This window comes from Vagococcus lutrae (assembly GCF_023299185.1).
GTDB classification, from domain to species: domain Bacteria; phylum Bacillota; class Bacilli; order Lactobacillales; family Vagococcaceae; genus Vagococcus_A; species Vagococcus_A lutrae.
In genome coordinates, this window is sequence record NZ_CP097017.1 from 218,946 (window position 1) to 240,194 (window position 21,249).

The window sequence follows — 21,249 nt, forward strand, 5'->3', positions numbered from 1 at the left end:
TAGAAGAAATGAGCGATGAGATGAATAATAAATTAAAAACTTTTGATAGTCGAATTGACTATGGTATTATACTTCCTGTTTTTATTTTATCATTGGTTGGTTTGTTATCATTGTATGTATCATTAGTCAATGACCCGCTAAATCCTAATGTTTTGACACTAATGTTAAAACAAATGCTTTGGCTTTTATTAGGAGCTGTTGCGATAATCGTTGTCATGCAATTTAGTTCCAAAATGTTATGGAAAGCGACGCCTTATTTTTATGGTTTTGGTCTGTTTATCATGACGATACTATTAAAGTTTTACGATAAAAACCTATACAATAGCACGGGGTCAAAAAACTGGTTTAATTTAGGGCCTCTTTCCTTTCAACCTTCAGAGTTAATGAAAATAGCTTACATATTAATGCTAGCTTATATCGTAACCAAGCATAACAGTGAAAATAGTCATACTTTAAAAAATGACGGTATTTTGATTGGTAAATTATTTTTAGTAACAGTACCTGTTGCCATCCTATTGAAATTACAACAAGACTTAGGAACGATGCTTGTCTTCGTCGCTATTTTAGGTGGCGTGTTTTTAATGTCAGGTATTTCGTGGCGTATTATCGTACCCACAGTCATTGTTTTTATAGCACTTGGATCAGGGATTATCTACTTAATGTTGTCTGAAAATGGGCGTCAGTTTTTATACGATGTGGTTGGGGTCAAACAGTATCAGTTTGCCCGGATAGACTCATGGTTAGATCCTTTTCATGATACAGCAGGAAAATCTATGCAACAAGCACAGGCCTTGATTGCAATAGGATCTGGGGGCCTTTTCGGTAAAGGATTCAATGTTTCGGAAGTGTATGTTCCCGTTCGTGAATCTGACATGATTTTCACGGTCATTGCGGAGAATTTCGGATTCATCGGAAGTGTTTTTGTTATTTTTACGTATTTTATTTTAATTTATCAAATGATTCGTGTATGTTTTGATACAAACAATGAATTTTATGCGTATATCGCGACAGGAATTATTATGATGATTTTGTTTCATGTGTTTGAAAATATTGGGGCTAATATTGGTTTATTACCATTGACAGGGATTCCGTTGCCTTTCATAAGTCAGGGAGGGTCTTCACTCTTAGGTAATATGATAGGGATAGGCCTAATGCTTTCGATGAGGTTTCAACAAGATGATTATATAAAATTACAACGATAACAAATAAAGGAGATTTTAGATGATTACTTATTACTGGTACAAACGTTGTTCAACATGTTTAAAAGCAAAAGCTTGGTTAGACCAAGAAGGAATTGAGTATGATATCATAGATATGGTTGAGAAACCTCCTACAAAAGAGCAATTTGTAGAGTGGATTAACAACAACGATTTACCACTACGTCGTTATTTTAATACGAGTGGTCAAGTGTACCGCAAAGAAGGCTTAAAAGATAAAATCGATGGCATGTCTGTTGAAGAAGCCGCAGAACGCTTGAGTCAAAATGGTATGCTAATCAAGCGACCATTAATCATTCATAATGGAAAAGTCATACTTGGATTTAAAGAATCTGAATATGAGCAATTAAAATAGGAGTCGAATAAAATGAAAAAATTAGTTGGAAAATATTTTTGGATTAAACAAGAAGATGAAGGTTATCGTATTGGCTTAACCAATCGCGGGCAAGATGATTTAGGGACGATTAGTTTCTTAAGTTTACCGCGCGTTGGAGAAGAGCTTGAAGTCAACGAGTCATTTGCAGACGTTGAATCGGATAAGACCGTAACAGAATTATTAACACCACTTGCTGGGACTGTGGCAGCAATTAATGAAGAGGCATTAGACGACCCAACTGTCGCCAATGCTAAAAATGAAGATTTTGCTTGGCTTATGGTTTTAAATGGTGTTGACAAGAAAGACTTTGAAGCATTATAAACTTGACAAGCTAAAAACCGCTTGCTATAATGCAATTACTTTAAATAGCAAACAATGCTTTGAAAAGAAGAGTACATTTGAACGGCACGTTTAGAGAGTCTGGTTAGGTGAAAGCAGATCGTGAGATACAGATGGAAGATGGTCTTGGAGCATGATAGATGAGCACTTCGCAAGTCTATGACGGTGACACCCGTTATCGTGTCTCGGTATAACATTTTTTTAATGCGTACCGATAGAGGTCATAATTGTAAGATTATGATAAACAAAGGTGGTAACACGAACTATACGTTTCGTCCTTGTGTCGTTTGACACAAGGACTTTTTTTATGCACTCAAAGCTGAGAAGGAGGGGGTTCAACATGATACAGTTACGAACAGTTAATAAAGAGTTTAAAACAAAAAAAGGAACGGTTCATGCGTTAAAAAATATCGATTTTCAAGTAAAACAAGGTGATATATATGGTTTGATAGGCTATTCGGGTGCAGGTAAGAGTACGTTAATTCGCTTGCTAAATGGGTTGGAATTACCGACGACAGGTGAAGTCATTATTAATAATCAAGTCATTAATGAACTAGGTAAAAATGATTTAAAAGCATTTAGAAAGAAAGTCGGCATGATTTTCCAACATTTTAATTTATTATGGTCACGAACAGTCTTGGAGAATATTCAGCTGCCATTAGAATTAAGTCATAAAAATAAAGAAGAACGTGAAGCGAAGGCAAAAAAGCTCATTGAACTTGTTGGTCTAACAGGTAAGGAAAATGCCTATCCAAGTGAACTCTCTGGTGGGCAAAAACAACGTGTAGGGATAGCTCGAGCGTTAGCTAATGACCCAGAGATTCTACTTTGTGATGAGGCAACTAGCGCACTAGACCCTCAAACGACGGACGAAGTATTAGAGCTATTAAAACAAGTAAATGAAGAGTTGGGTATTACGATTGTCATGATTACTCATGAAATGCATGTAATTCGTAAGATTTGTCATCATGTCGCTGTAATGGAAGCAGGGCAGATTGTAGAATCCGGCTCCGTCTTAGATGTTTTTTCTCAACCCAAAGATGCTGTAACGAAGCGTTTTGTTCAAAAAGAAACATTACCAGGCATTTCATTAGACAAGGAAAACTTACAAGAATTGGCACAATCTTTCAAAGATGGGAAGTTGGTGCAACTGACGTTTACTGGTGATAAATCCCAACAGCCATTAATCTCACAAGTGATTAAACACCATGATGTGATACTTAATGTCATTCAAGGTCAAATACAAGCAGTCCATGAAGGCTCAGTTGGGACCTTGATTGTAGAGATGGTAGGTCCAGACGAAGCGGTTGTAAGTGCGCTAGAATTTTTAAACGAACAAGGCGTAAAAGTGGAGGTGGCCAACGATGAAAACGAGTAGTTTTATGGAAACGTACTTCAACTTTGAAAAAGTTAAAGAGATTGATTTTTTACAAGCAACGAAAGAAACACTTTATATGACAGTCATCTCGATGATTTTGGTTATTTTAATTGGGTTTACTATTGGTTTACTCCTTTTTTATTTAAATCGTAAAGATACGTTAGGACATAAAATCATGTATCAAGTTGTGTCGATTGTGAGTAGCGTGTGCCGCTCAATTCCATTTATTATTTTGATGATTCTGATTATTCCTTTTACAAAAGCTTTATTAGGGACATTTTTAGGAACGCAAGCTGCGATTCCCGCATTGGTAATTTCAGCTGCACCGTTTTATGGAAGAATGGTTGAAATAGCCTTAAGGGAAGTTGATCAGGGTGTTTTAGAAGCGGCAGAATCTATGGGGGCTTCGACAGTTCAAATTATTACCAAAGTTTTAATTCCGGAAAGTAAGCCCGCTTTGATTTCAGGAATAACTGTGACAACGATTACGATGATTGGCTTTACCGCTATGGCGGGTGCTATTGGTGCTGGTGGATTAGGTGGACTTGCATACTATCAAGGTTACTCGCGACAAAATATGACGGTAACGATGTTCGCAACCATTTTAATCTTAGTCTTAGTTTTTATGATTCAATATTTAGGTGATTGGTTAGTTAAGAAAGTAGATAAACGTTCATAAGAAAGAGGGATGAAAATGAAGAAAAAATGGTGGAGTTTTGTCGTGGTATTAGGGGTTGTATTAAGTCTTGCTGCATGTGGTAAAAAAGAAGAGACTTCTTCGGATTCTGTATTAAAAGTAGGTGCGTCACCAACGCCACATGCTGAAATTTTAGAGCATGTGAAACCCAAATTAGCTGAGGAAGGTATCGACTTAGAAATTGTGACTTTTGAAGATTATGTCTTGCCGAATAAAAGTTTAGCTGAAAAAGAGATTGATGCGAACTATTTTCAACATATTCCATTCTTTAATTTGACAGTGAAAGAAAATGGCTATGACTTTGTCAATAAAGCCCCTATTCATATTGAATTAATGGGACTTTATTCGCAACGTATTAAAGATGTAAAAGAACTAAAAGACGGTGCGACTATTATTGCGAGTAACTCAGAATCAGATTGGGGACGTATTATTACTATTTTACAAGAAGCAGGCTTAGTCAAAGTTAAAGAAGGAACAGATTTGCTAACAGCAACATTTGAAGATATTGAAGAAAATCCAAAAAATCTGGTATTCAAAAATAATGTCAATCCAGAATTGTTAGCGGCTGCGTATCAAAATGATGAAGCTGATTTGATTGCAATTAATGCAAACTTTGCTGAAGGTGTGGGTTTAACTCCTGAAAAAGATGCGGTGCTTGTTGAGCAAGATAATTCACCTTATGCTAATATCTTAGCCGTCCGTAAAGAAGATGAAAATGATCCAAGAGTCAATGCGTTGTTAAAAGCGTTGCAAGATCCTGAAACACAAAAATGGATTGAAGACAAATGGAACGGAAAAATTAAACCTGTTTCAAAATAAAATCATCATTTAATTATCAAAAATCATTCAAGTTCTTACTTGAATGATTTTTTGATAACGGCATTAAGGATAATGGGCGTTTTATCACAAGTAGAAGAGTTGAACTTATTTAGAAAAAAGCCTACACTTGTAATACTATAAAAAACGAAGGTGATAGGGAATGTATCAAGTAATCGAAATGTATGGAGATAGTGAGCCATGGTGGTTTTTTGAGGATTGGGAACAAGATATAGTGGATTGTAGCGAGTTCTCTGATTTTTTAACAGCGCACACGCACTATCACGCTCTCTATCAAAAACACGAACGTGAATATCCAATGAAAAAAGAAAAAGATTATTTTTTAGCCGCTTTTTGGAAGGAAGGCGACCTTTTATTTTGTGAAGATTGCGATGAGGATTTACAACAGTATAAAGGCTTGCTACTATTAAAGAATGGAAAAAAAATAACGATGGATGGGATAGAAATTAATGAAACAACTTATTATAGCGGAAAAACCAAGTGTTGCCCGCGATTTAGGCAAGGTACTGGGAACGAATAAAACAACTAAAACGTATTTAGAAGGGCCAAATGTGATTATCACGTGGGCGTTAGGTCATTTATTAACATTAAAAATGCCCGAAGATTATCATCCAGAGTGGAAGACTTGGAGCATGGAAACGTTGCCGATGATTCCAAAAAAATCTGGGATAAAACCACTACCAAAAACACGTGGACAGCTGCAAAGTATTTCAAAATTATTGAAACGCTCGGATATTAAGGAAGTTGTCATTGCAACTGACGCTGGACGTGAGGGTGAATTAGTGGCGCGTTGGATTTTAGAATATGCGCGGTATCAGGGTCCGGTTAAGCGTTTGTGGATTTCTTCTCAAACAGATAAGGCCATAAAAGACGGCTTTAGAAAACTACGCCCTTCACAAGAATTTGACGCGTTATATGAATCAGCTTTAGCTCGTTCTCAAGCGGACTGGTTGGTAGGTCTAAATGTCAGTCGTGCTTTAACGGTCAAATATGAAGACAGCTTGTCAGCGGGTCGCGTGCAAACGCCGACGCTTGCGATGGTGAGAAAACAAGAAAGAAAAATAGAAACCTTTCGTCCAGTTAATTATTTTGAGTTGAAAGTCGTGTCAGGTGGATTAAGCTCTCGCTTGACTTTAAAAGATAACGTTTTGTCGTTTCGTTCGCAAGAAGAGGCAGAGAAAGTAGAAAATGCTGTTAAAAATGAAAGTTTAACTATCACAAATGTCGAAGAGAAGCGTCGTAAAGAATGGTCTCCGCTCCCGTACGACTTAACTGAATTGCAACAAGTAGCAAACCAACGCTTTGGTTATTCAGCGAAGAAAACACTAAATATCTTGCAAGGATTGTATGAGCGTCATAAAATTGTCAGCTATCCAAGAACGGATTCTAAACACTTAACGCAAGATATTGAAGCGACGATGAAAGACCGCTTACAAGCGGTTACGCATTATCTTCCAGCGAAAGGAAAAGAAGCTTTAAAACAAGGAGCGACGGTTAAAAATAGAGCGGTTTTCCAAGACCGTAAAGTAACCGATCATCACGGATTAATACCGACTGAGCAATTAGCACGTGCAGAAAAATTAGATAATGACGAACAACGCATTTATTTACTGATTGTTGAGCGGTTTTTAGGCTTGTTTTTCCCGCCAAGTGTCAAAAAAACGCAACGTTATAGTTATCAATTAGGAACGTATTCAGGAAAATTTGAAGAGAGTTTTTATGAAGAGTTAGGTTGGCGACGAGATGAGAAAGAAGGGCATTTGACAGCTTCATGGAAAAAAGGGGCGACAATTCCTTTTGATATTACGACGGAAGCTAAAGTGACGACACCTCCATCACCTTTAACGGAATCTATGTTACTGAGTCATATGGAGAAACATAATTTAGGAACACCAGCCACGCGAGCAGAAATAATTGAACGATTAATTCAATCGGAATTAATGCTACGCGAACGCTCACGTTTACAAGTGACGCCTAAAGGTAAACAATTACTAGAATTAGTGAATCCGTCACTTGTTACACCCGAACTGACAAGTCATTGGGAGCAAGCACTTGAAAAAATTGCCGCTGGAACGTTGAAACGTACGGAATTTATCCGAGACATTGAAAAAGAAACGACGCAACTGGTAAAAGAGATTAAGCAAAGTGAGAAAAAATATACTGATTTTGCACTGACGACTAAAAAATGTCCAGAGTGCCAAGAACCATTGCGAGAAAAACGTACACGTAATGGGATGATTTATGTTTGTTCAAATGTAGAATGTGATTATTCGCGACGTAAAGACCCTAAAGTGTCGAATAAACGCTGTCCTCAGTGTCATAAAAAAATGGAAATTTTAGAAGGTAAAAACGGTGCCTTTTTCAAATGTAAGCACTGTGCGATTACTGAAAAAATGACAGGCAAAAAAGAACGTCGAAAGAAAATGACAAAACATGAAGAACGTAAGCTAATGAAGAAGTATAATCAAGAAGCAGAAGCAGAAGCAGAAGAAAGTCCGTTAGCTATCGCTTTGCGACAAGCAATGGAAAAAGAAAAATAGACAGAGCCGATTGTGGTTCTGTTTTTTTTGATGTCACGTGTTTCTTCAAAATAGTGTATAATAAGAAACGTCAAGGAGGATGAAAATGGCAAAGAAAAAAACGAGAAAAAAGCGTACCAAAAAACAGCAAGCGCAAGATGAACGTTTGATGTATCTAGGTATCGGCTTTGTTTTTATTATTATCGGCTTATTAGCTATTTTTAAATTAGGATTTCTAGGTATACTAATCGCTAATGTTCTACGTTTCTTAGTAGGAAATACCTTTCCAGTTATGGGCATTTTCTTAATGTTCTATGGTTTTATCATTATGATAATGGGCAAAGAAGTCTCACTGAAACGACCCAAGATTTTTTATGGCATACTGGTTATTTATTTAAGTTCGCTATTATTTATTCATGCTTGGTGGTTTAGAGGGCATATATCTGAAGAAACGCATATTATTAGTTTAACGTTTCAAAAATTGCTGACAGATATTCGCGCTAACACGATAGAACAAACAGTAGGAGCAGGTCTGATTGGCGCTACGTTGTATACGGTCACACATTTTTTAGTGGCTCAAGTAGGAACGTATATTTTAAGCGTGATTGGATGGATAGCAGGGGCTATTTTGTTATTTGATATTCAGTCCAGTCAAATCTTAGCCGCTTTAAGTAAGATAAAGGAAAAAGGTCAGACGTCTATCCAAAAACTCAAAACAAAGCGTCAACAAAAAACAACAGATGCTCCGACTGAACGTGATAAAAAAACAAAATCACCTTCGATGTTAAATAAAGTTCAGGAAAAATTTTCAGAAACCTTTGTTGATGAAGCTGAGACGGAATCTGCTGTTGAGCCTGAACAAACCGTTTTAGAGATAGATAGCTATCAAGAGCGTTATCAAGAAGAAGAAAAACAACTAGAGATTGCACAGGAAGAAGAAGTAGAAAATGAGCTAGTCGAATTTGAACTAGCTGGTGAAACTGAAAATCTCGACTATCATTTGCCACCGTCAGCATTGCTCAATGATATTCCTTTAACCGACCAAAGTGCAGAGTATGATTCGATTGAGAAAAATGTTGAGATTTTACAACAAACGTTTCAAAGTTTTGGCGTGGACGCTAAAGTCGTTCGTGCGAGTTTAGGACCGGCGGTAACGAAATATGAAATACAACCCGCAGTAGGGGTCAAAGTCAGTCGCATTGTTGGCTTAACTGATGATTTGGCATTGGCTCTTGCGGCAAAAGATATTCGTATGGAAGCGCCGATTCCTGGAAAATCTTTGATTGGTATTGAAGTACCAAACAATACGGTTAGTACGGTTTCTTTTCGAGATATTATTGAGTCGCAATCAGCTGAAGATAATCATCTATTAGAAGTACCGTTAGGACGAGATATTTCTGGGCAAGTGATTTCAGCGAATCTAGGAAAGATGCCACACTTATTAATTGCGGGTTCGACTGGGAGCGGGAAATCGGTTTGTATCAATGGGATAATCACAAGTTTACTGATGAGAGCGAAACCGCATGAAGTCAAACTAATGATGATTGATCCAAAAATGGTGGAGTTAAATGTCTACAACGGGATTCCTCACTTACTAACCCCCGTCGTTACAAATCCAAGAAAAGCTGCTCAAGCGTTACAAAAAGTTGTAGAAGAAATGGAGCGTCGTTACGAACTTTTTGCGGCGAGTGGTGTGCGAAATATGGGGGGCTATAATGATATGGTCCGTCAACATAATTTGGAAGATGGTGAAAACCGCCCTGTTTTGCCATATATTGTCGTTATTGTAGATGAGTTAGCAGACTTAATGATGGTGGCGAGTAATGAAGTTGAGGATGCGATTATTCGGCTAGCTCAAATGGCGCGTGCAGCTGGGATTCATATGATTTTAGCGACACAACGTCCAAGTGTGGATGTTATCACTGGGATTATCAAAGCCAATGTTCCCTCACGTATCGCGTTTGCTGTATCAAGTGGAACGGATTCACGAACAATTATTGATAGTAATGGTGCTGAAAAACTTCTCGGACGTGGTGACATGTTATTCTTACCAATGGGTCAAAACAAACCTACCCGGGTTCAAGGAGCTTTTATTTCAGATTCAGAAGTGGAGAAAATTGTCTCTTTTGTTACAGAACAGCAAGGTGCAGATTATCAAGAAAATATGATGCCGTCTGATGAGGTGACAACGACTAATCCAGCTGAGTCTCAAGATGAACTTTATCAAGAGGTCGTCGAGATGGTGACTGAGATGGAATCCGCAAGTATTTCAATGATACAACGTCGATTCAGAGTTGGTTATAACCGTGCAGCACGACTCATTGATGAACTAGAAGCTAACGGTATTGTAGGCCCTTCTGAAGGTAGTAAGCCTCGTAAAGTTTTGATTAGCAGTATCGAAATAGAAGAAACAGAATAAAATTAAACACAGTAGAGATGGAAGACGATATTTCGTTTACTGTCTATCTACTGTGTTTTTTATAGGTAAGTTAATAAAGGTTTTGATTAAGGTATGTTATACTATTAAGTAGCTTGTGAATTTCAATAGAGAGGAACAAAAATCTATAAGACGAAAGAGGGAATGCTTTGAGTGTATTAAAGTCTAAATTTAAAGATGTGGTGATGTCGGTACTGCCAATTAGCTTATTGGTTGTTATCCTTCACTTTACTATAGTGCCGTTAGAAGGACCGGTATTTGGTCGTTTTATCTTAGGTTCTGTGAGTCTGATACTAGGTCTAACAATTTTCTTGCTTGGTGTCGATATTGGGATTACACCGATAGGGATTTATATGGGGAAAGGCCTTGCTAGATCAAATAAGTTATCGATTGTTGTCATAGCGTCATTAATCCTAGGTTTTTCCATATCAGTGGCAGAACCCGATTTACATATATTAGCTGGACAAGTAATGGAAGTGACGAGTGGCGTTATTGATAAAATGAATCTGGTAGTTGTTGTCTCGATTGGCTTAGCGTTTATGGTTATGGTTGGACTGGTACGCATTATCAAGAATATTAAACTAAGGATGACGTTTATTATTACGTATCTTCTCATTTTAGTAGCTGCTATTTTTTCTTCTTTTGAGTTTCACGCGATTGCGTTTGATGCTTCTGGTTCCACTACTGGCGCGATGACTGTTCCGTTTATCTTAGCGCTAGCAGTAGGTGTTGCGAGTTTGAAAAGAGATAGTGAATCAGCTGAAGAAGATAGTTTTGGTTTGCTTGGATTAGCATCGGCAGGAGTGATTTTTTCAGTCTTGCTTTATAGCATCGTGACACAACCCGGAGATTTATCCGGTTCGCTAGGCGATACGAGTATTCAGTCGACACATATTTTCCGTGTTTACTTCAGTATTTTACTTACGGTAAGTAAAGAAATCGTGCTAGCCTTACTTCCTATTGTGTTTTTCTTCTTTTTATATCAAATCCTTTATTTAAAAGCCCATGCTGAAATTATTCGCCGCATTATCGTCGGTCTGATTTATACGTTTGTTGGATTAGTATTATTCCTAACGGGTGTCAATGCTGGTTTTATGGACGTAGGAAAAATTATTGGCCAAACGATTGCCACTCAACACAGCTCAACTTTTACCGTCTTGATTGGTTTTATATTTGGTGTTGTGACGATTTTAGCTGAGCCAGCTGTACACGTGTTAACGCATCAAATAGAAGAAGTTACGAACGGTTATGTGCGCCGTCCATTAGTCTTACTGGCTTTGTCGATTGGAGTAGGCTTGTCAGTGTCGTTATCTGTGATTCGAATAATGAGTGATCATTTGGAACTTTGGCATTTCTTATTACCGGGCTACATGATATCATTAATGATAACCTTTTTAGTCCCAGAATTATTTGTTGGGATTGCGTTTGACTCAGGAGGAGTGGCGTCAGGACCGATGACAGCCACATTTATTTTATCTTTTGCAATGGGAGTAGCTGAAGCAATGCCAAATGCAGATGTTCTAGTAGACGGATTTGGTATTATTGCAATGGTTGCTATGACGCCATTGATTGCCTTGCAATTATTAGGGATAGTCTTTAAAATGAAATCACGTAAGGAGGGGCTATAATGGCAAGTTTATTATTAACAACGATTGTTGATGTAGGAAAAGGCAGTAAAGTGTTAAAAATCGCAAGAAAACATGGCATAACTGGGGGCACTATTTTCTATGGAAAAGGAGCTGTCAATGATAAGCTATTAAAATTATTAGCCTTGACCGATGTAAAAAAAGAGCTTGTTTTAACCATTGGTAAAGAAGAATGTGTGAGAGAAACAATTGAAGATTTGAGGAAATGCTTAAAATTAGATAAAAAAGGACAAGGTATTTGTTTTACAATGGGAATTGGACAATATGTTGGACTTCATTATGAAGAAAAAAAGGGTGATCGAGACATTATGGCAAAAGGAGAACAAAGTATGTTTGAATTAATCACTGTCATTGTTGAACGTGGTCAAGCAGATGACGTCATCGATTTAGCAAATGATGCAGGTGTCGAAGGTGCCACAGTAATTCATGGGCGTGGTTCAGGTATTCATGAGCGTTCGAAAGTATTCGCCATGTCGATAGAGCCAGAAAAAGACGTCGTATTGTTAATTACAAAGAAAAGCGATACGGCAGAGGTCATTCAGTTAATTGACCGAGCATTAGATTTAGAAAAACCGGGTTCTGGCGTGTTGTTTGTGCAGCCAATCATGGACGCTATCGGTATTTATCGGGAAGATTAATTAGTGACAAATATAAAAAACAGGAACGAACTGTCATGTGTTACAGTTCGTTCCTGTTTTTAATTTTTTTCAGCTAGCTCACGTTGCAGCAGTGTTCCTTCATAATACAATAAAGACTGACGCAGTCGATTAGCTGTGTCGAGTGTGATTTTACCAGAGGTATACAAGTCATGAATTGTTTTTCGTTCACTATAAACAGTCATATTATAAAGCTCTAGCAATTGTTCATCGTAATCTTCAGAAGGTTTCATCTGTGAAAATTTAATCCGTTGTAATTTGTAATAATACTCATGCTGTTTTTGCTGAGCGATTTGCTTTCTTAATAAATCAGGTTCCTTTTCAGCATTTAGTTGGATTTGATATGTTTTTAAAGCTTGTATCGCTCCCTTAGTTGCTTCGTATTCAAAGTTTAACCACGATGTTTCGTGATGACTTTGCCAACGTTGCTTCATGAATGTTTTTTCTAGTTTTTGTAAAGTATTATAGGAAATACGGTGAAAAAAGTAACGCCAATTTGAATAGAGAATAGATTCCTTAGAATTTAAAAATGATAAGTAGTCCTTTCCAGTGGCCAGCGAGACTTTTTCCGATTCGATTAGACGATGGATGGCTTCTTTTTCACCATTAATCGCAATTTGTTGGATTAACCTTTCGGTGTCGGCATATAAATGATGGGTATCGTTACTGTGACTTTCTTTATGAAGATGTTGTAAACGTCGATTTAACTCATGAATTAAGTCACTCGTTACACGTTCATTTTCAGCTGTTTCAATATTTTTTAACGATTTAATGGCATTTTGAGTCATTAATTTTCGTGCTTCTAATTCAGTTAACATGCCGGCGTCTTGATAAGCGTCTACTAAGATATTTTCACGATAACCTTCATCTCCTACTAAAAGTAACTTTCCTTTACGCTTTGTCATAATCGGAAGGGTAAACGTAGCCACAAGAAGACTTATGACAACTACACCACAAGCAAGAGCAATCATTAGTGCGCGTTCTTTAAAAAAGCGACCATTGTCCATGATGAACGGCATTGACATGATAGTTGCCATTGTGACCGCTCCGCGCACACCGGTAATTCCTGTTAAAAGAGCTTCTTTAAAAAGTGGACGTGTCACTTTCGGATGGTTTTTATCAAAAAAATTCCACCACATATAGGTGTATGACCAAAGGACACGCACGGATAAAAGAACAAACCAGATTGCTAAAATCCAAATAATGAGTAGGGTGTTATTAATATTAGGATTCGCAATAGTTTCACTCATTGCGTCAGGAAGCTCCACACCGAGAATCACAAACACAACACCATTTAAAATGTAGACAAGTATTTCCCACATTCTCTCCGTGACCAATCGTGTTTCAGAGTAGTGACTTTTAAAGACGGTAGTTTGATTAATCGCAATAATTCCGGCAGCCACAACGGCAATGACACCCGACGCATGAAAATGTTCTGCTGTAATATAAATAACAAAAGGAGTCAGTAATTGAATAATTGCATGTAAGACAACATCTTGAATTCCTTGATGAGCCAGAAAAAGTTTGAGGAAATGGATGAAGATCATTAATAGAATACCAATAAGAGCACCGACGAGTGAGATGTAAAAAAAGTTGCCAATCGCTTTAGTGAGTGAAAAATAGCCTGTCATAAAAGCAGCTAACGCGTACTTAAATGCAATCAATCCACTAGCATCATTAATCAAACTTTCACCGCTGATTAAGTTCATTAACTTTGGCGGGAGTTTGACTTGCTCGGCAATGCCTTGAACAGCAACCGGGTCTGTGGGAGATAGAACAGCTATTAGTGCCATGGCAAGAGGTAAGGGGACTGAGGGAATCAGCCAGTGAACAAACCAACCGCCAAGAACGGTTGTAAAAAAAACAAGCACGATAGCATATCCAAAGATTGGCGCGCGTAGTTCCCATAATTTATCTTTCGGGTAGTGCTTAGCATCATTGAAAAGTAATGGTGCAACAAATAATAACATGAACCAGTCCGACTGTAAGGTGATTTTAACATCAAAAATAAGGGCAATGCTTAGTCCTATGATAATTTCGATTAAGGCAGTAGGTAAAAATAAAATATAATGACTTAATATATTGGAAATAACAACCAATCCAATAATCATAATACTAGAAACAAGTATGGTCATAGTTTTCACTCCTTTTTTTTATTATAACAAAAAACGTAGCTTGTGAAATCTTTTTTTGAAATTGCAATTCTGTAATTTTTGTAATATAGTGAACAAATAAACACAAAAGAGGAGTTTTTTAATGAAACCATCAATTTTTGATTTAACGTATGATGCTTTGACAGAATGGCTACTTACCAACGGAGAAAAGAAATTTAGAGCTACACAAATTTGGGATTGGTTATATGTTAAACGTGTCACGAGCTTTGAAGAGATGAGCAATCTCTCTCATGATTTGATTGAAAAATTATCAGCGGGCTTTATAATGACACCGTTACAAACGGTCGTCGAGCAACAATCTGCAGACGGTACGACAAAATTTTTATTTGAATTACAAGACAAACATATGGTGGAGACGGTGTTAATGCGTCACCATTATGGTCTGTCTATTTGTGTGACGACACAAATTGGTTGTAATATCGGATGTAGTTTTTGCGCGAGTGGCTTGTTGAAGAAAAAACGCGATTTAAATGCAGGGGAAATTGTCGCTCAGCTTGTGACTGTTCAACGTTTCCTTGATTCTCAAAACAAAGGAGAACGCATTAGTCACGTTGTGGTAATGGGAATTGGCGAGCCTTTCGACAACTATGATAATGTCATGACGTTTTTAACTATTGTCAACGATGCCAAAGGGCTAGCAATCGGTGCGCGTCATATGACGGTTTCGACAAGTGGTTTGACACATAAGATTAAAGAATTTGCCGATGAACCATTGCAAGTCAATCTAGCGATATCCTTACACGCGCCTAACAATGAGTTGCGTACATCTATTATGCGAATCAATCGCAGTCATCCGCTTGAAAAATTAATGCCTGCAGTTGATGAATACTTAGCGAAAACAAATCGTCGTATTACGTTTGAATATATCATGCTGGCTAATGTCAATGACCAACCAGAACATGCTAAACAGTTAGCAGATTTGTTAGCAGATAAGCGTAAACTAGCGTATGTCAATTTAATTCCTTATAATCCAGTGAGTGAACACGACCAGTACCAACGAAGTTCAAAAGAAGCGGTTCTTGCTTTTTATGATGTCTTAAAAAAACGTGGCATTAACTGTGTCATCCGTAAAGAACAGGGAACAGACATTGATGCAGCGTGCGGTCAGTTAAGAAGTAAGCAATTGAAAAAGCAAGAGTCACAAGTAAAACAGTAAGATTCTTTTTAAGTCGCTAGAAGTGTGGTATTATTTAAGAGATATAGGAAGAAAAAGGAGCGACAACTGTTGACAGAAAATACACCTGTAACTTTAGAAATAAGTGTGACAAGTCAAGAAGAGGCGAGCCAGTTATTAGGGCCGCAAGATAAACATGTTACGCTTTTAGAAGAAAACCGACACGTAACGATTAATGCTCGAGGCGAAACAATTCAGATAACAGGAGCTCCTGAAGATGCTCAAATTATTCATGATGTTTTAAAAAAATTACAGCTACTCACATTACGTGGCATACCTGTAAATACAGCAGATGTCGTGACGGCATTAAAAATGGCCAATAAAGGGACACTTGCTTATTTCACAGATTTATATGAAACAGAAATCTTAAAAGATAAAAACGGCAGAGCCATTCGAGTTAAAACATATGGTCAAAAAAAATATGTTGAAACGATTAAAAAGAAAGATGTCACCTTTGGGATTGGCCCAGCTGGAACGGGTAAGACATTTTTAGCCGTTGTCATGGCCGTATCTGCTTTAAAAAAAGGTGAAGTCCAAAAAATTGTTTTAACACGCCCTGCTGTAGAAGCAGGTGAAAATCTAGGGTTTCTACCGGGAGATTTAAAAGAGAAAGTCGATCCGTATTTACGACCGATTTACGACGCTCTTTATGCCGTATTCGGCGTTGAACATACTACGCGTTTAATGGACCGTGGTGTGATTGAAATTGCCCCGTTAGCGTATATGAGAGGACGCACGCTTGAGGAAGCATTTGTGATTCTTGACGAGGCTCAAAATACAACAATCGCCCAGATGAAAATGTTTTTAACGCGTCTAGGGTTTCAATCTAAAATGATTGTAAATGGAGATGTTTCACAAATCGACTTGCCTAAAGGCGTCATGAGTGGACTCGTCCATGCTGAACAAAAACTCAACCGTATCCAACGGGTAGGATTTGTTCATTTTGATTCAAGTGATGTCGTCCGTCATCCCGTTGTATCGGAAATCATTAATGCTTACGGTGAAAAGGATAAGGAGTAGACAACATGTATAAATTTGAAGGGCTAAAGGAACGATTTGGAAAACGATATATCTTAATTATCTCGGTTATTTTTGGGATATTACTATTCTTGTTTCTATACAGTAATGTACGCCCTAAAGACTTGGATATTCGTGAAGGTCATCTAGCAAGTGAGACGATTCGTGCGAACAAGAGTATTGAAAATAAGGCGGAGACAGAAGAAAAGAAACGGTTAGCCGAAGAGGCCGTCACGCCCAAGTATAACTTTGATGAAAGTATCGGGCATTTGCGTGTTGAAGCGACAATTCAACTATACGAAGATATTAATGAAACACGTCGTGAGTTAAAAGAACGTTATGATGCAAAAGTTGCGAAAGCTAAAAAAGATGAAGTCGTGAAATATCCGACTGTTGAGGAGCACGTAGCCCTTTTAAAAAGCAAGTTTGAAAAAGTGAGTGCTGAAGCGTTAGCTTATTATCAAACCATTCCGAACGTTTTTTATGAATCTGTTTTCCAGTTAGATGATGAGAAATTAGCACTAGTACGCGATACCAGTGTCAATATTATTGAAGAAACAATGAAAGAGCATATTCGCTCGGATAATATTGCGAGTATCAAACAGAACGCTTACGACCAAATTCGTTTATCAGAATTAGATAATAGTGAACAACAATTAGTTCGCTATATTACAGATAATGCGATTGTGGTAAATGAAGTACTCGATGAAAAGAAAACAGAAGAGATGAAAGAAGCAGCACGAGCGAATGTCAGTCCTGTGATGATTTATTACGGTGAAGTGATTGTTAGAGAAGGCGTACAAATTGATAGCCGCGCTTATCAAAAACTCAAATTACTGGGATTAACAAATCAAACACCATCGATGTTTCCAGTAGTAGCGCTTGTATTATTAATCGTGCTTCAAATCGCTCTCTTACTGTGGTTGGTTAGAACGACAACGCATGAAAAACAGCAATTCCGTTTTATCAATTTTTATGTGTTTATGATGTTAATCAGTGTCTTATTAATGAAGGCAGTAGCCGTTTTCTTGACTGAGAACCTTTCATTTGTGCCGATGATTTTCCCAGCGGGCTTTGTGCCATTAATATTAAATCTTTTTATAAGTCGACGAGCCAGTGTTCTTGGCGCACTATTCCAAGTAGCGTTTGCGTCCTTTGTTTTTTATGACTTAGGCGGTACGAGTACGATGGTAATGATTACGATGACCTATCTATTTACTGGATTAATGGCTACATTAATTCAACGTGAACGCATAGGCCGTCAAATCGCGCCGGCAGTAATTTGGCTGATTTTATTCCCAGTTATATTTGTCTTTATTATGACGATTTATCAAGGAATGAATTTAGGCGATGATTATATGATTGCTAGTTTGTTAAGCGCGTTTATTGGCAGTTTATTCAGTTATCTGATGTCCATTGGTTTGCATCCATATATTGAATTATTATTAAATGACGATAGTGTCCTAGTGTTAAATGAATTAAGTAATCCTAACCATCCTTTATTAAAACAACTTTTAGAGGAAGCGCCAGGTACATATCATCATAGTATGATGGTTGCTAGTCTTAGTGCCAATGCGGTTGCAGAAATAGGCGGACGTTCGTTATTGACACGAGTTGCTTGTTATTATCACGATATCGGTAAAATTAAGCACGTCAATTTCTTCGTTGAAAACTTACCTGCAGGAGCAGATAATCCACATAACTTTTTACTCCCTGAAGATAGCAAAGAAATCATTTTTTCTCATGTTTCGGAAGGGGTAAAAATACTAAAGAAAGAAAAAATGCCACAATTAGTCATAGATATTTGTCAACAGCATCACGGGACTACCTTGATGAGTTTCTTTTATGCGAAAGCTAAAGAACGCAATCCAGATGTGACAGAAGCAGATTTTCGTTATCCGGGACCACGTCCACAAACACGTGAAGCAGCGGTTGTTAGTTTAGCGGATACGTGTGAAGCTGCAATACGAGCGATGAAAGAACCGACGAATGAAAAAATTGCAGAATTCGTATATGATTTAGTTGAACGAAGAATATTAGATGGACAGTTAGATGAATCAGGCTTAACTTTAGCTGAAATTCGTATTGTCGAAAAATCGTTAATTAATGGTTTATGTAGTACTTTCCATTCGCGAATTGAATATCCGAAAATGAAAAAAGAGTTGAAGGAGAGCGAGAAATAATGGAAGTAAGCGTAATAGATCAAACAGAATCTTTAAGTACAAAAGATATCGAACAAATTTTATCTCTATTAGAGCATGCAGCAAACTATCTTGATATTGAGTCAGAGGCAGAACTGTCTCTTACATTCATGGATAACCGAGCGATTCAAGTGTATAATCGTGATTATCGTGGTAAGGATGTCGCAACTGACGTTATCAGCTTTGCCATCGAAGATGATGTAGAAGGACTTGAGATGATGTCAGAACTTGGCATACCTCGAAATCTCGGAGATATTTTAATCTCGACTGAAAAAGCAAAAGAACAGGCATTAGAGTATGGGCATAGTGAAGAGCGAGAACTTGGTTTTCTCGCGCTTCATGGCTTTTTACATCTAAATGGCTACGACCATATGACGCCAGAAGATGAAGCGGAAATGTTTGGCTTACAAAGAAAGATTTTAGATAGTTATGGCTTATCAAGATCGTAAACCGCAACTTGAAAAAAACAAACGCTTTTCTCAAGCGTTTATGCATGCTTTTGATGGGTTGAAATGGGCGTTGAAAGAAGAACGTAATTTTCGTACGCATATCGCACTTGGCGGTGTGGCGGTTGTAGTGGGATTTTTCTTTCAACTAACTCAACAAGAATGGCTTTGGATGATAGCGATGATTTTTCTCGTGTTATTGATGGAGTTACTCAATACGGTGATTGAAAACATTGTTGATTTTATTACCGAGCATGAGTATCATCCATTAGCCAAAAAAATTAAAGACTTAGCAGCAGGCATTGTCTTACTAACAGCTTGTTTAGCAGTAGTCGTCGCTCTTATTATCTTAGTTCCAAAGATAATGGCGTTTTACTAAAAATGGAAAAGAGGATATGAAATGACAGATAGCTTTCGTTCAGGTTTTGTAGCGATAATTGGTCGCCCAAATGTAGGGAAATCGACGTTATTAAATCGAATTATTGGTCAAAAAATCGCGATTATGAGTGACAAAGCACAAACGACGCGTAATAAAATCCAAGGAGTGTACACAACTGACGACAGTCAAATTGTGTTTATTGACACACCGGGTATTCATAAACCTAAACATAAGTTGGGAGACTTTATGGTTGAAGCAGCATACAGTGCTTTACGTGAAGTAGATGCTGTTTTATTTTTAGTCAGTGCTGATCAAAAAAGAGGACCTGGTGACAATTTTATTATCGAACGACTTAAAAATGTAGAAGCACCTGTGTTTTTAATTATCAATAAAATTGATACGATTCATCCTGATGCACTATTTGAGATTATAGAGGATTATCAAGCCCTCATGCCTTTTGCGGAAATCATGCCGATTTCTGCTACGGAAGGAAATAACGTTCCTAAATTATTAGAAACATTGGAAACTTACTTAGAAGAAGGACCTCAATATTACCCAGCTGACCAAGTAACCGACCACCCAGAGTATTTTGTTGTGAGTGAATTGATTCGAGAAAAAGTTTTACATTTAACTCATGAAGAAGTGCCTCATTCCGTGGCAGTTGTGGTCGAAGACATGTCGCGAGATGAATATGATAAGATTCATGTCCGAGCGAATATTATTGTCGAACAAACGAGCCAAAAAGGGATTATCATTGGTAAAGGTGGAAAGATGTTGAAAAACATCGGTATTAAAGCACGTAAAGATATTGAAAATCTTCTTGGTGACCATGTCTATTTGGAATTATGGGTTAAAGTAGAAAAAAACTGGCGTGATAAACAACGCCAGCTTCAAAGTTTTGGTTATCGTGAAATGGATTATTAGCAGTTGCTAGTAATCCTTTTTTTAGAAAGAAGGCGTTCCGATGAACTATATGGAAGAGACCAAAGCATTGCTTCTTTTTACACGTAAACATCGTGAGAAAGATATGCTCGTCAAGTTATTTACTGAAAAATATGGGAAGAAAATGTTCTTTGTAAAAAACGTGACACGGAAAAACCATCCGTTACGTCCGGCATTATTAGCTTTTACCGAAGCTAATTATATCGGGACGTTGAAACAAGAAGGGCTATCTTTTTTAAATGATGCGAAAGACATCCGATATTTTAGTCAACTTCAACATGACATCTTTTTAAATGCTTACGGTACATATATTTTAAATCTAGCTGATTTGGCAATTGAAGATAATCACTATGACCCTGCCTTATATGGCTTTACACGAGATGTATTACGTTTAATCGATGAAGGAAAAGATCCAGAAATCTTAACTAACTTATATGAAATTCAGTTGTTAGAACGATTTGGTGTCAACTTTGATTGGCGAGCATGTCAAGTATGTGGGACGCATCAAGGTGTTTTTGATTTTTCAAGCCAGTATCACGGGTTGCTTTGTGCGAATCACTTTGATTGTGACCCACACCGTTATCATTTTGATCCTAAAGCGGTGCATGTATTAAGGCTATTGGCCAACGTAAGTTTGGAACAATTAAATCAAATTCACGTTAAGCAAGTGACAAAGAATCACTTGCGTGAAGCAATTGACCAGCTTTATCATGATTTTGTTGGTGTCAAACCGAAAAGCAAACGGTTTATCGACCAAATGAAAGAGTGGGAAGGATTATTAAAACCTTCCGACACTGAAAGTCATGACTAAACT

General features: G+C 37.5%; 19 protein-coding genes and 1 other annotated feature. Of the genes, 18 read left to right on the forward strand and 1 reads right to left on the reverse strand.

Annotated elements, in window-relative coordinates; all coding sequences use genetic code 11:
• The first annotated feature begins 20 nt into the window (after window positions 1–20).
• The 11 genes from M2919_RS01095 (at window position 21) to M2919_RS01145 (ending at window position 12,084) form a co-directional block, all read left to right on the forward strand.
• Complete coding sequence (locus tag M2919_RS01095) at window positions 21–1,202, forward strand: FtsW/RodA/SpoVE family cell cycle protein (protein ID WP_248848962.1); 1,182 nt, start codon at window positions 21–23, stop codon at window positions 1,200–1,202.
• A 19-nt stretch (window positions 1,203–1,221) separates the two neighbouring features.
• Complete coding sequence (locus M2919_RS01100) at window positions 1,222–1,572, forward strand: arsenate reductase family protein (protein WP_248848963.1); 351 nt, start codon at window positions 1,222–1,224, stop codon at window positions 1,570–1,572.
• 12 nt (window positions 1,573–1,584) lie between these two features.
• Window positions 1,585–1,914, forward strand: a complete 330-nt coding sequence (locus tag M2919_RS01105; RefSeq protein WP_023605798.1) for a glycine cleavage system H family protein — start codon at window positions 1,585–1,587, stop codon at window positions 1,912–1,914.
• Window positions 1,915–1,964: 50 nt separating this feature from the next.
• Window positions 1,965–2,215: a binding site (T-box leader), on the forward strand.
• Between the two features lie 57 nt (window positions 2,216–2,272).
• Window positions 2,273–3,310 (forward strand): methionine ABC transporter ATP-binding protein, encoded by a 1,038-nt coding sequence (locus tag M2919_RS01110; protein WP_248848964.1) that lies wholly within the window; start codon window positions 2,273–2,275, stop codon window positions 3,308–3,310.
• Entirely contained in the window at window positions 3,297–3,989 is a 693-nt protein-coding gene (locus M2919_RS01115) for a methionine ABC transporter permease (protein ID WP_023605800.1), read from the forward strand. Before M2919_RS01110 ends, M2919_RS01115 begins: the two co-directional genes overlap by 14 nt.
• 15 nt (window positions 3,990–4,004) lie before the next feature.
• Window positions 4,005–4,826: a MetQ/NlpA family ABC transporter substrate-binding protein gene (locus M2919_RS01120; RefSeq protein ID WP_202584715.1), complete on the forward strand. Its 822-nt coding sequence runs from the start codon at window positions 4,005–4,007 to the stop codon at window positions 4,824–4,826.
• A 160-nt stretch (window positions 4,827–4,986) separates the two neighbouring features.
• Window positions 4,987–5,364: a DUF1033 family protein gene (locus tag M2919_RS01125; RefSeq protein WP_248848965.1), complete on the forward strand. Its 378-nt coding sequence runs from the start codon at window positions 4,987–4,989 to the stop codon at window positions 5,362–5,364.
• The gene (locus M2919_RS01130; protein ID WP_248848966.1) at window positions 5,294–7,384 is read left to right on the forward strand and encodes a DNA topoisomerase 3; all 2,091 of its coding nucleotides are present in this window, start codon (window positions 5,294–5,296) and stop codon (window positions 7,382–7,384) included. The genes M2919_RS01125 and M2919_RS01130 overlap by 71 nt, the downstream gene beginning before the upstream one ends.
• An 85-nt stretch (window positions 7,385–7,469) precedes the next feature.
• Window positions 7,470–9,782, forward strand: a complete 2,313-nt coding sequence (locus M2919_RS01135) for a DNA translocase FtsK (protein ID WP_248848967.1) — start codon at window positions 7,470–7,472, stop codon at window positions 9,780–9,782.
• A 167-nt stretch (window positions 9,783–9,949) separates the two neighbouring features.
• Entirely contained in the window at window positions 9,950–11,428 is a 1,479-nt protein-coding gene (locus M2919_RS01140) for a DUF1538 domain-containing protein (protein WP_248848968.1), read from the forward strand.
• Window positions 11,428–12,084, forward strand: a complete 657-nt coding sequence (locus tag M2919_RS01145; protein WP_023605805.1) for a P-II family nitrogen regulator — start codon at window positions 11,428–11,430, stop codon at window positions 12,082–12,084. The genes M2919_RS01140 and M2919_RS01145 overlap by 1 nt, the downstream gene beginning before the upstream one ends.
• Window positions 12,085–12,143: 59 nt before the next feature.
• Here the strand turns inward: M2919_RS01145 and M2919_RS01150 are convergent, their stop codons facing one another.
• Window positions 12,144–14,237 (reverse strand): cation:proton antiporter, encoded by a 2,094-nt coding sequence (locus M2919_RS01150; RefSeq protein WP_248848969.1) that lies wholly within the window; start codon window positions 14,235–14,237, stop codon window positions 12,144–12,146.
• Window positions 14,238–14,358: 121 nt separating this feature from the next.
• Between M2919_RS01150 and rlmN the strand changes: the two genes are divergently transcribed.
• From rlmN to recO, 7 genes are all read left to right on the forward strand, one after another.
• Complete coding sequence (gene rlmN / locus M2919_RS01155; RefSeq protein WP_248848970.1) at window positions 14,359–15,432, forward strand: dual-specificity RNA methyltransferase RlmN; 1,074 nt, start codon at window positions 14,359–14,361, stop codon at window positions 15,430–15,432.
• A gap of 69 nt (window positions 15,433–15,501) precedes the next feature.
• Entirely contained in the window at window positions 15,502–16,470 is a 969-nt protein-coding gene (locus tag M2919_RS01160) for a PhoH family protein (protein ID WP_023605808.1), read from the forward strand.
• Between the two features lie 5 nt (window positions 16,471–16,475).
• Window positions 16,476–18,650, forward strand: a complete 2,175-nt coding sequence (locus tag M2919_RS01165) for an HD family phosphohydrolase (RefSeq protein WP_023605809.1) — start codon at window positions 16,476–16,478, stop codon at window positions 18,648–18,650.
• Window positions 18,650–19,117 carry an rRNA maturation RNase YbeY gene (ybeY, locus tag M2919_RS01170; protein WP_126761627.1) on the forward strand — a complete coding sequence of 156 codons (468 nt, stop codon included), beginning with the start codon at window positions 18,650–18,652 and terminating at the stop codon, window positions 19,115–19,117. Before M2919_RS01165 ends, ybeY begins: the two co-directional genes overlap by 1 nt.
• Window positions 19,098–19,493 (forward strand): diacylglycerol kinase, encoded by a 396-nt coding sequence (locus tag M2919_RS01175; RefSeq protein WP_248848971.1) that lies wholly within the window; start codon window positions 19,098–19,100, stop codon window positions 19,491–19,493. Before ybeY ends, M2919_RS01175 begins: the two co-directional genes overlap by 20 nt.
• Window positions 19,494–19,514: 21 nt before the next feature.
• Window positions 19,515–20,417: a GTPase Era gene (era, locus tag M2919_RS01180; RefSeq protein ID WP_248848972.1), complete on the forward strand. Its 903-nt coding sequence runs from the start codon at window positions 19,515–19,517 to the stop codon at window positions 20,415–20,417.
• A gap of 40 nt (window positions 20,418–20,457) precedes the next feature.
• Window positions 20,458–21,246, forward strand: a complete 789-nt coding sequence (gene recO, locus M2919_RS01185) for a DNA repair protein RecO (RefSeq protein ID WP_222317985.1) — start codon at window positions 20,458–20,460, stop codon at window positions 21,244–21,246.
• Window positions 21,247–21,249: the final 3 nt, after the last annotated feature.